The sequence below is a fragment of the Acinetobacter sp. YH12226 genome, from assembly GCF_013417805.1.
Lineage (GTDB): Bacteria > Pseudomonadota > Gammaproteobacteria > Pseudomonadales > Moraxellaceae > Acinetobacter.
Window position 1 is genome coordinate 107,882 of sequence record NZ_VPDG01000001.1, and the last position, 14,463, is coordinate 122,344.

Annotated in this window: 15 protein-coding genes; 12 read left to right on the plus strand and 3 right to left on the minus strand. The window is 43.3% G+C overall.

Annotated elements, in window-relative coordinates; translation table 11 throughout:
• Positions 1-34 precede the first annotated feature (34 nt).
• On the minus strand, positions 35-1,264 hold the full coding sequence (locus FTV08_RS00540) for an acetamidase/formamidase family protein (RefSeq protein WP_180086227.1): 1,230 nt from the start codon (positions 1,262-1,264) through the stop codon (positions 35-37).
• 368 nt (positions 1,265-1,632) lie between these two features.
• Between FTV08_RS00540 and FTV08_RS00545 the strand changes: the two genes are divergently transcribed.
• The 7 genes from FTV08_RS00545 (at position 1,633) to pal (ending at position 8,242) form a co-directional block, all read left to right on the plus strand.
• Positions 1,633-2,976 carry an amidohydrolase gene (locus FTV08_RS00545; protein WP_180086492.1) on the plus strand — a complete coding sequence of 448 codons (1,344 nt, stop codon included), beginning with the start codon at positions 1,633-1,635 and terminating at the stop codon, positions 2,974-2,976.
• Positions 2,977-3,242: 266 nt separating this feature from the next.
• Positions 3,243-3,650 (plus strand): tol-pal system-associated acyl-CoA thioesterase, encoded by a 408-nt coding sequence (gene ybgC, locus FTV08_RS00550; RefSeq protein ID WP_004645668.1) that lies wholly within the window; start codon positions 3,243-3,245, stop codon positions 3,648-3,650.
• 27 nt (positions 3,651-3,677) lie between these two features.
• A complete protein-coding gene (gene tolQ / locus FTV08_RS00555) occupies positions 3,678-4,376 on the plus strand; it encodes a protein TolQ (protein ID WP_004645669.1) in 699 nt (232 codons plus the stop codon).
• Positions 4,376-4,825 carry a protein TolR gene (gene tolR / locus FTV08_RS00560; RefSeq protein ID WP_005103851.1) on the plus strand — a complete coding sequence of 150 codons (450 nt, stop codon included), beginning with the start codon at positions 4,376-4,378 and terminating at the stop codon, positions 4,823-4,825. Before tolQ ends, tolR begins: the two co-directional genes overlap by 1 nt.
• Before the next feature lie 3 nt (positions 4,826-4,828).
• Positions 4,829-6,127: a cell envelope integrity protein TolA gene (gene tolA / locus FTV08_RS00565; protein ID WP_180086229.1), complete on the plus strand. Its 1,299-nt coding sequence runs from the start codon at positions 4,829-4,831 to the stop codon at positions 6,125-6,127.
• A 204-nt stretch (positions 6,128-6,331) separates the two neighbouring features.
• A complete protein-coding gene (tolB, locus tag FTV08_RS00570; protein ID WP_171064287.1) occupies positions 6,332-7,615 on the plus strand; it encodes a Tol-Pal system beta propeller repeat protein TolB in 1,284 nt (427 codons plus the stop codon).
• Between the two features lie 54 nt (positions 7,616-7,669).
• Positions 7,670-8,242, plus strand: coding sequence for a peptidoglycan-associated lipoprotein Pal (gene pal / locus FTV08_RS00575; protein WP_004279115.1), 573 nt, complete (start codon positions 7,670-7,672; stop codon positions 8,240-8,242).
• A 79-nt stretch (positions 8,243-8,321) separates the two neighbouring features.
• On the opposite strand, the gene FTV08_RS00580 is transcribed toward pal, so the two are convergent.
• Positions 8,322-8,507 carry an NF038105 family protein gene (locus FTV08_RS00580; RefSeq protein ID WP_180086230.1) on the minus strand — a complete coding sequence of 62 codons (186 nt, stop codon included), beginning with the start codon at positions 8,505-8,507 and terminating at the stop codon, positions 8,322-8,324.
• A 180-nt stretch (positions 8,508-8,687) separates the two neighbouring features.
• On the opposite strand from FTV08_RS00580, the gene FTV08_RS00585 reads away from it, so the two are divergent.
• From FTV08_RS00585 to FTV08_RS00605, 5 genes are all read left to right on the plus strand, one after another.
• A complete protein-coding gene (locus tag FTV08_RS00585) occupies positions 8,688-9,662 on the plus strand; it encodes a class 1 fructose-bisphosphatase (protein WP_044112048.1) in 975 nt (324 codons plus the stop codon).
• Positions 9,663-9,713: 51 nt separating this feature from the next.
• Positions 9,714-10,490: an RNA methyltransferase gene (locus FTV08_RS00590; protein WP_004279118.1), complete on the plus strand. Its 777-nt coding sequence runs from the start codon at positions 9,714-9,716 to the stop codon at positions 10,488-10,490.
• Between the two features lie 167 nt (positions 10,491-10,657).
• Complete coding sequence (locus FTV08_RS00595; protein ID WP_004645678.1) at positions 10,658-11,272, plus strand: RNA polymerase sigma factor; 615 nt, start codon at positions 10,658-10,660, stop codon at positions 11,270-11,272.
• A complete protein-coding gene (locus tag FTV08_RS00600) occupies positions 11,269-11,586 on the plus strand; it encodes a hypothetical protein (protein WP_004645680.1) in 318 nt (105 codons plus the stop codon). Before FTV08_RS00595 ends, FTV08_RS00600 begins: the two co-directional genes overlap by 4 nt.
• Complete coding sequence (locus tag FTV08_RS00605; protein WP_005103857.1) at positions 11,576-11,986, plus strand: DUF3106 domain-containing protein; 411 nt, start codon at positions 11,576-11,578, stop codon at positions 11,984-11,986. Before FTV08_RS00600 ends, FTV08_RS00605 begins: the two co-directional genes overlap by 11 nt.
• A gap of 56 nt (positions 11,987-12,042) precedes the next feature.
• Here the strand turns inward: FTV08_RS00605 and FTV08_RS00610 are convergent, their stop codons facing one another.
• Entirely contained in the window at positions 12,043-14,454 is a 2,412-nt protein-coding gene (locus FTV08_RS00610) for a CSLREA domain-containing protein (RefSeq protein WP_180086232.1), read from the minus strand.
• Positions 14,455-14,463: the final 9 nt, after the last annotated feature.

The following is a 14,463-nucleotide window of genomic DNA, read 5'->3' on the forward strand; positions in this document are numbered from 1 at the left end:
GCAAAAGCACAAAACAAAAAACTATATAAAGAAATTATTTCTCTTCTTTTTTAAACTCCTTAAAATCCGCTTTACGAATCATCGCATGAATACCCTTGGTTCGATCGACCACTTGAGACACTTCAAAGTCAGTGGCAGCACTTAAGTAAGCATAGGCAATTTCTTCCGAAATTCCATATTCATTGACTAGGAAGCGAATCGCTTCACGGGTGGATTTACGCATAGCTTCGTCCAAGTCTTCATCCAGACCCGGCGTAATCCAGAATTCAGCATTTTCAGCCAGCGGCTGTTTAATCTCTGCACCCGGAATTTTATCCTTGCCCGATTTAAGCAAAGTGAATTTTAAAGTCGCACGTGCCGATCCTTCCAAAGCAGTTAAAGCCACCTCACCATCACCTTGTACAAAGTGACTATCACCTGTATAGAACAAAGCACCTGGCACTTGTACAGGATAATAAGCCGTTGCGCCTGCACCTAATTCATTGATGTCGATATTCCCGCCATAAAATGATGGCGGTACAGAATGCACAGGCTCACTGGTATTTGGTGCAACGCCCATCGTGCCCATAAACGGATTCAGCGGGAAACGAATCGCTTTACCAGATTCAGTTTTTAAAACGCCTTCCCATACACCATCCGCATTTTTCTCAATTGGGGTAAAAATGGACAAGTTGCCATAAGCATCAGGATTGGCTGGAGATGCATGCTCATGTTTCTGACGTTTCGGGAATTCGGGTAAGGTGCCTTTGCCATGACGGTTTGAAATCACGCCATAAGGTACACGCGGTTCAACTTTTAAAATCTCCACCTTTAGAATATCGCCCGGCATTGCCCCTTCTACATAGACAGGCCCGGTAATAATGTGTGGTCCATCTTTATGGAAATCATGTTTCAATTTGGAATTCGTGATCAGCTTGGCTTCATCCAATACATGCTCAGGTTTGACGCCTTTTGATGTGAAATATTTCTCTGCATTGCGGCCTTGATCTTCCAGCAGCCCTTCATGCGAAACTGTATCGAAAGTAACTGTGCTACCTGAAGGGACAGTCAAGACAGGTTTTGCATCTTTATTTGGCAGATAACCCCAAGTAATCGTATTTAAGGTACTCGGCACATAATAATGACCTTTATATTCACCACTTTTGAGTAATGTCGGTTTATTTTCCAGCTGTTTCAGTATCTTAAAGTCTTCAGCCCATAGACTTGTCGAAATAAAACTTAAGCTTGAAGCCACTGCCAGAGATAAAGCCAAAGGTTTTAACATGTGTTCAATTTCCGTCATAAAAAATATTACGAAAGAGTGAATGCAATCTAAGTGCCAAAATAAGTTTAAGAGGTTTAAAAAATCTTCACTTCATTCAGATTATTGATATAGAGGTAATCGTTTTTATCCCTTTTTAGCCTGAAATTTTTATAGTTTTCATACCTTATAAATATAAAAAATCAATTTAGATACATATTCTTACAATGTAAAAGAACAAATAAAGCTTTTTGAGAACAGCTATTAACACCCAAAATACCTTTAAGGTATCGAAAAATACTTAGAGGGTTTTGGTCGAATTAGATCAGTATGCCATCCTAAAGAATCACTTTAACCATTTCAAATTCTTAAGGTTCTCCCGAAGTATGAATATGTATAAGCAGATATCCCTTTGTCTTCCTCTTCTTTTCTGTAGCCAGTTCAGCCTGGCCGACTGGATTGATGATTCTGTACAAGCTGCTGAAGCACACACCATCAAATTACGCCAACATATCCACCAGCATCCTGAACTGGGCAATATGGAATTCAAAACCTCGGAGCTGGTCCAAAAAGAATTAAAATCCTACGGCATTGAAGTACGTAAAGGCTATGCCAAAACTGGTGTAATCGGTGTATTAAAAGGTGTAAAACCCGGCCCTGTGATGGCCTTACGCGCAGATATGGATGCATTGCCAATTAAAGAAACTGCGCCCGTGCCTTTCGCCAGCAAGCAAAAAGCCATTTATCAAGGCAAAGAATCTTATGTGATGCATGCCTGTGGACATGATGCACATACCGCCATGTTATTGGGTGCAGCCAAAGTTCTGGCCGCCAATAAAGATAAAATTGCGGGGACAGTGCTGTTTGTATTCCAGCCGGCTGAAGAAGGCGGTGCAGATATTGATAACTTCACTCATGGCGATCAAATTGGCTCACGTAAAATGATTGCCGACGGTGCCTTAAAAAATCCAAAACCTGAAATGATTTTCGGGATGCATGTCATGGCAGGCATGCCAAGCGGCAATATCTTCTACAAAGATGGTGCGATTTTAAACAGTGCCGATCATTTACGTATTCAGATCAATGGTAGTCAGGTGCATGGCTCCATGCCTTGGGCAGGTAAAGACCCAATTTATGCCTCTGCCCAGATGGTGACCAATTTACAAAGCCTGATCAGCCGTAAAGCCGACCTGACCAAAGGGATGGGTGTGGTCAGTATTGGCAGTATTCAGGGCGGCACTACCGGTAACGTCATTCCAGATCAGGTCAATATGGTCGGGACTATTCGTTCCAATAGTGAAGATGTACGTCAGGGCATTTTAAAAGACTTGCCGAAAATGCTGGAACACAATGCCGCAGCCAATGACGTTAAGGTGAAAGTCGAAATTGCACCTTATGCACCAGTGACCACCAATGATAAAACCTTGACTGAATTGATGCGCCCGACATTGGCGAGCGTGCATGGTGAAGATAAATTGCATGTTTTAGACAACAATGCCAGCGCCAGTGAAGATTTTGCTTATTATGGCCAGCTCATGCCATCGCTCTTCGTGTTTGTTGGTGCTACACCGGCAGATCAAGATCCGGCAAAAGCCGCACCCAACCATAACCCGAATTTCATTGTCGATGATGCGACCTTGAAAACCGGGGTCGAAAGCCATGTCCGTTTTATTCTGGACTATCCAAAAGTAGCTGAGCAGGTTCAGGCCAACTGGAAACAGAAAAATAAAGGCTAATCTTCTATTACTAAAATGCGCGACTTCATGGACTCGCGCATTTTAGTAACTGCTGCTGTTTCATAAATGAGCTGTTAAGCGCTCAGTACTTCTTCTTGGCGACTTCTCTCCAGATTTGACACCTTGTGCCATTGGTCTCAAAACTCACAATGCTAAACTTTGAACCGCTAAATTGCTTGACTTTTGGCAGGAATCCGGCAAATTCTAATCCCTCTCCTGCATCTAAAAACAAGCAAAAATTTCGAAAATCTGCATGGAACAAAACTATGGCGAATCACTTTGAATTCAATATCCGCGTTTATATTGAAGATACTGATGCGGGTGGCATTGTCTATCACGCCAATCATATTCGCTATATGGAACGTACCCGTACCGAATGGTTACGTGCCGCTGGAGTGAGCCATTACTGGCATCAGACAGACTACAATTTTGTGGTGCATAAAATTAATGTCAAATACATGCGTCCGATCCTGATGGATGATTTAATTACTGTTACGGCACGTGTCATTTCATGTAAAGCTTCATCATTTGTATTGCAACAAAATATTTATCGTGGTGAAATCATGCTTGCATCAGGTGAGGTTGAGTTGGCATGTATCAGTGCAGAGATGCGACCACGTCGACTCCCGGATGAAATCCGCGAACTAATTCAAAAAGAATTGGAACAAGACTAAAAAAATTTATTGGCACACGTAACAACTATGGCGACTCAGTTAGAATCATCTCTTCAAGTTTCAGATCTTATTTTACAAGCAAGCCCTGTCGTACAACTGGTGATGCTTTCTCTCCTGTTAGCCTCAATATATAGCTGGTATCTGATTGCCAGGCTCTATATGAGTTATAAAAAAGCCCAGGCCGATGATGAACATTTCCAGAAAATCTTCTGGTCTGGTGCTGAGCTGAATACCCTGTATAACAATGCACAACTCAATTCTAAACGCACTGGCCTTGAAGATATTTTCTATCAGGGTCTGGGCGAGTTCCTGAAACTGAAAAAACGCCATGCGCCAACTGCCCAGTCGATTGAAGGGACAGAGCGTATTCTGCGTGTCGGTTTAAGCCGTGACCAAGGTCATCTGGAACAAGGTCTGGGTGCATTAGCAAGTATCGGCTCGGTTGCGCCTTATGTCGGTCTGTTCGGTACAGTCTGGGGCATCATGAACGCCTTCATTGGCCTGGCAGATGTTGATCAGGTGACTTTGGCGACAGTCGCACCCGGTATTGCCGAAGCACTAATTGCAACAGCGATCGGTCTGTTTGCAGCCATTCCAGCGGTATTGGCCTTTAACCACTTCACGGCCAAAGGTGAAACGGTCTACTCTGACCGTGCGCTATTTGCCGAAGAAATGGTGGCGCTATTGCAACGTCAGTCTGTGGGCGTAACTCAGGACAAAGACTAATGGCGATTCAAGGTTCAGGACGCTTTCAGCGTATTAAAAAGCCACTGAAAAGTGACATGAATGTCGTACCATATATCGATGTCATGCTGGTACTTCTGGTGATCTTTATGGTCACCGCTCCGATGATTACCAGTGGCATCAAGGTTGACTTGCCTCAGGCCAACGGATTGCCGATCGAATCCAAGGATGCTCCGACCATCGTCACACTCAAAGAAGATGGTTCATATTATCTAGAATATAAAAATCAGGCGACTGGCCCAGTCACACTGGAAGAATTGACGCGTACTCTGGTTGATGCTCAAACCCAGGCGCAAAATGACAACAAGGTGCTGAATGTCGTGATCAATGGCCACAATACCCGTCCATATGGCGATGTCATGGCCTTGATGTCCAGCCTGCAGGATGCTGGCCTTTCTCAAGTCGGTTTACTGACCAAGCCATTAGAATAAAGTATGAAAGACTATAAAAAGCCACCATTTCAGAAAAAAGCCATCGCACTTGGATTCACCTTAGGCATCCATGCAGTGGCTTTGGTGGGCTTACTTTATCTGGGCATGAGTAACCCCCCTGAACCGCCAAAACAGATCAAAACCGTTCTGATCAAGCCAGAAGACCTTAAACCGGTGACTCGCGAAGAAACCGAATTTGAGGAAACTGCACATGAAAACGTCGCAGAAGAAATTACCCAAACTGCTGAACCCAGTATAGAACCGGCTCCTGTCATTCCAACTGCTGCCCCTGCTGTACCTGTGACTCCACCTCCGCCAAAAGTCGATACACAAAAAGCGCAGCAGGAGCTAAAAGCGGCAGAGGCAGCACAAGCCAAGGCTGCGCAGCAAGCAGCGGAAGCAGCAAAACGTGCCCAAGCCGCTGAACAGGCCAAACAGGCAGCAGCCAAAGCCAAAGCGGATGCAGCGCAAAAATCCAAGGCGGAAGCCGAAGCTGCACGCCAAGCTGAACTGAATGCACAACGCAAAGCCGATGCTGCTCAAAAAGCCAAACTGGAAGCACAGAAAAAAGCTGACTTAGCTGCCAAGCAAAAAGCGGATGCTGCAACAAAAGCCAAAGCAGAGGCTGATGCCAAACGTAAGGCTGAAGCTGCTGCTAAAGCAAAGGCAGATGCGGCAGCAAAAGCCAATAATGATGCAGCGGCGAAACGTAAAGCAGATGCGGATGCGAAAGCTAAAGCCGATGCAGCGGCTAAAGCCAAAGCAGACGCGGCAGCTAAGGCTAAAAATGATGCAGCGGCAAAACGCAAAGCGGACACTGATGCGAAAGCCAAAGCGGATGCGGCTGCTAAAGCAAAAGCCGACGCTGATGCCAAACGCAAGGCAGATGCCGACGACGCTAAGGTAAAAGCGGATGCAGACGCCAAGCGCAAAGCAGATGCCGAAGCAAAAGCCAGAGCTGATGCAGAGGCCAAAGCTTCAGCCGCTAAACAGGCTGCTGAAGAAGCTGCACAGAAAAAAGCGGAATCAAAACGGATTGCATCCACTGCGAAGCGCGATTTTGAAAATAAGATCAAACGCGCCTGGGATATACCAGTCGGATCATCAGGCCAGCGTGCGACTGCACGTGTAACCCTGAATGATAATGGCGGTGTGGTCTCGGTCATTGTGAATTCAAGTGATTCAGACATGAAAGCCAGTGTAGAAGCTGCAGTCCGTGCTGCTGCACCTTATCCAATGCCTTCCGATCCAGATGCACGCCGTGAAGCACGAAGCTTTACCTCAACCTTTACTGCACAATAAAAACAGAGCCATCACATAAATAATGTTGTGATGGCTTTTATTTTTTAAGCTAAACTTCACTTCAAATTGATTGAATAATATTCACTTTTCACAGTGTCATAACAGTTTGGTCATAAATTCATGGTTTTATTCTATTAAATCCATGCGATGATGTAGCCCAAGCACCTATACAATAAATCCGTTGATTTGAGTAAATAACGAATGATGGAAAAGACTCGCAAACATCTACTCTGCCTCGCAATCATTAGCGCTTTAAGCCCTGTATTGGCAACCCAGTCCTATGCCCAATTGCATCTGGAAATTACCAAGGCACCTGAGGCAGCACCTAAAATTGCCGTTGTACCTTTCAGTCAGGATCAGAGCATTTATCCTATTGTGGAAAATGACCTGAATCGTTCTGGCCGCTTTACCAGTGCTTCAAAAAACCTGCCTGCAACAGCGACATTGAATAATCCGAATGCAGAAGCTTGGGCATCGGCTGGTGTTCCCTATGTGGTCACCGGTTCATCCAAGGCCACAGCCGATGGTTCTTTTGAAATCCAGTATCAGCTCTATGATGTCGAAAAAAAACAATATCTATTAAATGAATTGCTGACTGTTCCAGCCTCACGCACCCGTCAGGCAGCGCATATGATCAGTGATGCCATCTATCAGGCATTGACCGGCATTCCAGGTGACTTTAGCGGACGTATTGCCTATGTGCTGCGTAATCCTGCTACGCCGGAACAGCGCTATACCTTGCAGATTGCCGATACCGATGGTGAACAGCCAAAGACCATTTTGACCTCACGTGATCCAATCCTTTCTCCAGCATGGACACCAGATGCCAAAAAAATCGCTTATGTGTCCTTTGAAACCAAACGCCCGGCGATTTATGTACAGGATCTGGCGACCGGACAACGTGAAAAACTGGCCAGCTTCCGCGGCTTGAATGGTGCGCCGAGCTTCTCTCCAGATGGCAAGAGCATGCTGTTTACTGCTTCTATGCACGGCAATCCGGAAATCTACCAGATGAATCTGGAAACGCGTCAGCTACAACGTATGACCAATGACAGTGCCATTGATACTGAAGCACGTTATTCACCAGATGGAAAATCTTTTATTTTCACTTCTGACCGTGGGGGTTCTCCACAAATTTACCGCCATGATCTTGAATCAAGTAGCAATAAACGCCTGACCTTCCGTGGTGCATTCAACGCACGCGGCACGCTGAGCGCAGATGGTAAAAAACTTGCATTAGTTCATCGCCCAAGCGGCAGTAACTATCGAGTTGCGGTTCAGGACATGACCTCTGGTGTGAACAACATTTTGACACCAACAACGCTGGACGAATCGCCAAGCTTCTCGCCAAATGGCCAGATGGTGGTCTATGCCACCCGTGAAGGTGCACGCGGACTCTTGTCGATCATGTCGCTGGATGGCCGCTTCCGTATGAATTTGCCAAGTGAAACGGGCGAAGTCCGTGAACCGGCTTGGGCACCAAAATAAGATTTTTATATTGATAAACCCTTTACCCCATAATCAAACTTCATGGAGATGAAGATGAACAAAGTAAAATTATTTGCCTTGCCACTTTTAGCAGCAGCTGTTGTCATGACAGGTTGTGCGAGCCGTAAGCCTGCCGCTGAAGTTCAAACGGGCGGTTTAGATACGACCGGTACAACAACTGTGAATACTCAAGGCTTGAGTGAAGATGCAGCACTGAATGCACAAAACATGGCAGGCGCTTCTGCAAAAGGCGTTACTGCAGAAAATAAAGCATTCTTGGCAAAACGCGTGGTGCATTTTGACTATGACAGTACTGAACTCAGCAATGAAGATCTAAATACGTTGCAAGCCCATGCGCAGTTCCTGATGGCCAATGCCAATTCACGTGTAGCACTCACTGGCCATACCGATGAACGCGGTACCCGTGAATACAACATGGCACTTGGCGAGCGTCGTGCCAAAGCAGTAGAAAGCTTCTTGGTGACGACTGGTGTTAATCCTGGTCAACTAGAAGCAGTTAGCTATGGCAAGGAAATGCCAATCAATGCGGGCCATGACGAAAATGCCTGGAAAGAAAACCGCCGTGTAGAAATTAATTATGAAGCGGTACCACCATTGTTGAAATAATTTTCATTCATGATGGTTTCATCAAATAAAAAGCACTCAATCATGAGTGCTTTTTATTGGTTTCAATGAAAGAATCGGTCTACTTGGGAAGCTGATCTTGTTCAGCCGGATACATCGATTCGATCAGGTCATGTTTATTGAATTGTTTGTACTCTGGTTTTGCTTCATAATCCCGCCAGGCTTCTTTCATCTTGTCTTCAGAGATATCATCTAAAGTAATGCCTTCGCTTGGCGTTGGAGTCGCATCAAACTTCAATGTTGTCATATCTGTGCTCCTATTCTCAATTTTCCTTTGTCTTCAACATAGCACTTTCCGCAGGAGTTGCAAGGGCAAAATCGATACAAATAATCCAGTTTAATTTTTCTTTTAGTACGTTCTCATCTAAAATATAGCCGCATATCGTTTTGATCATTTTTTCCCGATTTAAGTTTTGGAGTTTCCCCTATGTCATACCGCACTTTATCCCAGTTTTTACAACAACAAAGCGGGAATCTCACACCTGAACTTGCGCAAGTTATTGAAACAATTGCAAACACTTGCAAAGATATTGATCAATTACTGCAAAAAGGTGCTTTAGCGGGTGTATTGGGAAGTGCACAGCATGAAAACGTTCAAGGCGAAGAGCAAAAGAAACTAGATGTCATTTCTAATGACTATTTGATTGATGCCTTGCAGCAACATCCAAATGTGGGTGGTTTGGCCTCAGAAGAACTGGATGAATTCACCCCTGCACAAGAAAATGGTCAATTTCTGGTATTGTTCGATCCATTAGACGGTTCAAGCAATATCGACATCAATATGTGTGTTGGTACTATTTTCTCGATTCTTCCTGCGAAGAATGCTGTGACTCAGGCAGAAGACTTTATGCAAGCCGGTGTTCATCAGGTAGCTGCAGGTTATGTGCTTTATGGCCCGTCAACCATGTTGGCATTGACCGTCGGCGCAGGCGTAGTGTTCTTTACCTATGACCCTGAGACTCAAGAATTCCTACTGACTTCTGAAGCAATTCAGGTAGCTGCAGATACTAAAGAATATGCGATCAATGCGTCGAATCAACGTCATTGGGAAGCACCAGTACAGCGTTATATCGATGAATTGTTAGCAGGCAAAACCGGTCCTCGTGAAAAAGACTTCAATATGCGTTGGGTTGCCTGTATGGTGGGCGACATTCACCGTATTCTTTGCCGTAGCGGTATCTTCATGTATCCATACGACCTTAAAGATCCGGCTAAAGCAGGCCGTCTACGTTTAATGTACGAAGCCAATCCAATGAGCATGCTCATGGAACAGGCTGGCGGTGCATCGACTACAGGTCGCGTGCGTATTCTTGAGATCGAACCGACAGATCTACATCAACGTGTGCCAGTGATCATTGGTTCTAAAAACGAAGTTGATCTTGTGACCAGCTACCACAACTAATTTTTATAGCGGCAGTCGATATTGAATCGGCTGCCGTGGATTATATCTCCCATGCCAACTTTTTTTCTTGATTCAAAAGACAATCCAAAGATTAAACACTTACGCGGTTTAATTGAACAAAATACCTATCGTAAAAAACAAGGTCAAACGGTTTTAGAAGGCACGCATCTGTCTCTCGCCTGGTTACATGAAAACCGTAAAATTGATTCTATTTTCACCACTGAACATGCACTTTCACATCCTGATTTCGAGAAAATTCTCGCAAAATACACAGGTATGGTCTTTGTTCTGAGCGAGTCTTTATACAAAGATTTAAGCACCTTAGGAACATCTTTAGCCTGTTTAGCTGTGGTCACTTTACCGACAGCAAATTATGCATTGGATTTTAAAGCAGACACTTTGATTCTGGAAAATGTACAGGATCCGGGTAATGTAGGCACCCTGCTTCGCTCTGCTGCTGCTGCCGGTATTGAACAGATTGTGTGTACCAAAGGTTCTGCATCGCTCTGGTCTCCACGCGTATTACGTGCTGGTATGGGTGCACATTTCACATTACAAACCTTTGAAAATATTGCGCTTGAACAAATTCTTGAGCAATTTCAAATCCCTGTCTATGTAACCAGCTCACACCGTGCTGAAAGCCTGTATTCAAAAGACTTACGTAAACCTTGCGTGTGGATTCTGGGTAATGAAGGCCAAGGCGTGTCTGATTATGCGATGCAACATGCTGAAGCCGTGAGCATTCCGCAACCCGGTGGTCAGGAATCACTGAATGTCGCAATTGCAGGTTCGATCTGTTTCTTTGAAATGGTACGTCAACGTATCTAATTAAGGATTTAGGTTACAGTGTTTTAATACGACCCTGCCCGTGTATAAAATAGATTAAACTACAAAAATAATAAACTTAATTGTCAACCAAACCAGGATTCCCAACGTTATATGATTATGAACTTGGGAATAATGGTGGGTGTCCAATGACAGGATTTTCCATCTCTATGGATTTAGCACCAAAACAGTTGCAAACACACGATGTAAGTATTCTGAAGAGTACGGCTGAAGCACGTCTGAAGAATTTCATGCAGGATGTGACGGGGCGTGCCTTGGTGATGATGGAAAGTGCGACTCAAGGTCATCATGGTATTGCCATGGATCTGGTTCAGGAAGCTTTCATTTCCTTACACAAATCCTATGCAGAAAAAAGTACTGAAGAATGGTATCCCCTATTTTATACCATTCTCAACAACAAGTTACAGGACTGGCGTCGTAAAGAGTCACGGCGTGGTCAAATGTTTTCATTTTTCAAAAAAGTCAGTCTTGATGACGACGAAATTGAATTTGATGATGTCGTCGATGAATCAACACCAACGCCACTGGACTTTCTCGATCAGGCAGTCACTGCTGAAGAAATCCAAGAAGCGATTGCAAAATTGCCTGTGCGTCAGCAGCAGGCATTTATGCTAAGAGCTTGGGAAGGATTTGATACGCATACCACCGCACAGATTATGAACTGCACAGAAGGCAGTGTAAAAACCCATTACCACCGTGCTATCCAAGGCTTACGCGCCTCTTTAGCACATTTAAATCCATATCTGGGAGGGTCATCCGAATGAATCAAGATGATTTCTTAAAACAAGTAACTTCCAAACTTGATGGACTGGCACAACAACATAAAGACAAACCTGTTGTCATGCACCATGTTCTTGAAGAAATTCAGGATTCAAAACATTCACGCTTTGCATTTCTAAAAATGTCAGGTTTTGCTTTGGCAGCTGCGATTGCAGGCGTTGTGGTATTACCAAATCTTTCGGACCATAACGAGCCGCAAACTCAAATGGTGTCAGTCCCAAAACTGTCTCCGCAAATGCTTGAAGATTTAGAAATGTTAATGGTTTTAGGTGAGGACAAAGTTCCACATGGCAGCTAAAAAATTGGCGATTGCTTTTTGTGCATTCAGTTTTCTGCAAACCAGCTTTGCAGGATTTGAACGTTTTTGGCTATTTTCCAAAGATGCGAATACCCAAGTAACTGATACTTGGGATAGTCTTTCTGATTCTGAACAATTGGCACTTATTAAACGTTACCAATCTCTAAAAGAAATCCCCGAACAACAACGTGTCAGCTTGCAGCAGCGCATGGACTGGTTTACCCAACTCCCTGATGCGGAAAAACAGAGAATGCGTGAGACTTGGCAAATGATGAGCAGTCAAGAACGCAAAGAACTGGGCGCACGTATGCAAAAAGCGTCTCCTGAGCAACGCCTTGCCATTCGCGAAGAATACATTCTCAAATATCAGCAAGTGACTCAGCAGCCTAACTCGCATTAAACACTTAATATAAAAAAGCCTCCATATGGAGGCTTTTTTGATGTTTCAATCATATTTTATTTTCTTAAGCGTCGATAACCTGCAAGCCCTAATAATCCTAGTAGCCCCCACATTCCAATTGCCCCACCACCACTTGAGGACGTATTCGTATTTTTAACTGTATTACGTAACAAGATTGTCGCTTTTTCTGACATTTTTTCATCAGCATCAAAAATCGCATAATCCATGCTGTAATTTGCCTGGCTTAAATTATTTTTTACAGTAAATGTCAGCTGTCCACCATAACAGGTCTGATTTTGATAGGTATCAGGACATGCTCCTTGTCGCTCTGCCTTCAGTGAAACTCCCGCAGGCAGCTTAACAATATGAATCGGGATCTCTTTTCCATCTTTATCTTGATAAAAAGCCGACTTTCCTGATGGTAGAGGCCCATCCCCATCATCACTATCATTTTCAAGCGGATTTACCGTCACTGTAAGATTATTCTCTGGATTAAGCCGATATTCATCATCTTTTGCAATCGGTGCAATGTTGTTAAAAGCTGCTCTTAAGAGGCCAGCACTGCTCGCACCTGTAGCCCGGTCTTTAAGGGTATAACTACAGAACTCCATATCAACCGAACTGGTCTGCTTACCATCAGTGCGATACATCATGATCCGGTTTAAATCAGGTTTCCACTCACATTTAAGATTTGGATCATTTGGATTTCCTTCCACAGTGGTCGAATTGCCTGTACCAACTAACTTACCAACACCTAAAGTTTTTACACTGACCTCATAATTTTGTGAATTTAAGGCTTTAATTTGAATCTTATCATTGGTTAGAGTTTCTTGAGGCATAGCCAAGATAAAAGGATTAATATAGATTGCACGATATTTCTGATATTGCTTGGTATATTTGAGCAAATCCTGATAACTTTTCAATTCTTCCTTTAAACCAGGAAGCTCATTTTCTGGAGTATTTTTATCAGCAATGATTTCTTCGAGATCATCTATATTCTCCTGATAAAAGTCATTGAGTTCTACCAAACTCTTATTTTGTAAGTCTGTAATATCGGCTGCAGTCAAACGTCGGATTTCAACTGAGCCGATCTCGCAAGTATTTTTTGCACTTGGATCAAATGTTAATGTGGATCCAATCACACGATCAATACCACGCTGGTCTTGTTCAATACAGCCACTCACTCCGATATCTACCAAATCCGTTGCGGTCTGATTATCACGCGGGTAATATAGCCCTAAATAGCGATTATCAATAGCAGGCTCAATATAATTTGTTAATAAACTGCTGATTATATTGTTAGAGACATCAAGATTATTTGAAGTAGTATCTTCGTCTAATTCTGGCAATACGCAACGTGATGGCCCAGTCGTTTGAATTGCATTTCGAATTGTAGAAAATTCAACACGTTGTGCCTTGGTCGGATTTCCCTGATTTAAGGCATATTCACAAGACAGGCCTTGGTTAAAGGCTAAAATATTGAAATTAAAATACCTAAACCCGGTATTGTCATAAAATAAAGTAGATTGGGCTGTATTTTCAACAACAGTATTACTTAATGCAGTTAAACTGGAGAATTTACTGAGCGGACGATTAACTTCATTCGTCATACGCACAATATGTCCTGTGGTACTGGCAGTATTCTTCGCAATAGTAGAGTTAACAATTTCTACTGTGGCATAGCCACAAAAATCAATAATACTGTTAGCAGTGTCTGAACCATTTTTAACAATACTACTGGAATTAATTTTCACATTGGTTTGAGTTGTACCTAAATTTCCCTGACAATCCATCGCCAGAACACTACCATATGAACTCGCCTGATTTTTTTGAATCAAAGAATCCTGAATGACAATATTCCTTTCCGTATTCATTGCTACACTATAAATCGCACCACCTTCTGCAGCTGCTCGGGAATTTACTATTTCACTGGTATTAATACTTAAAGGCCCTGCTACATAAAAAGTACCGCCATTACCTTTATCCAAGGTATTTATTGCTGCATAGCCATCCTTTAAGATCAGATGATGAATTTCCAGACTGGATTGACTGGCCATACTATTAAATAATCTGGTTTTCCCCTGGCCCGAAATAGTACTTTTTAAAGCCTCCCGGGTTGGATATAACAGCGTAATCGGACTACGACTAGCATAATTAAGCGGAGTTTTCCCATAAATTTTGAGCGCTGACTCTACGATCAGCTCTTTATCTAATTTGTACTCGCCTGCTTCAAGCTGAATCACATCTGCAGCTGAACCATCCAATCGAAGCGTACGTCCTACATTACATCCGCCATAAGATTTATCCAGTTTTGCAGTTTTAATGGCTTCTCGCAAAGAACAGGCATTATTATTCTCGCCATCTTCATCAGTAAAAGTAGTTACATATATCGTTTTATCTTCGGCTGCCATCAAACTCATGGCAGATAAAATCATGGCCGCAAGCAGTCCTTTTTTATAATTTTTCATGATTTTTCC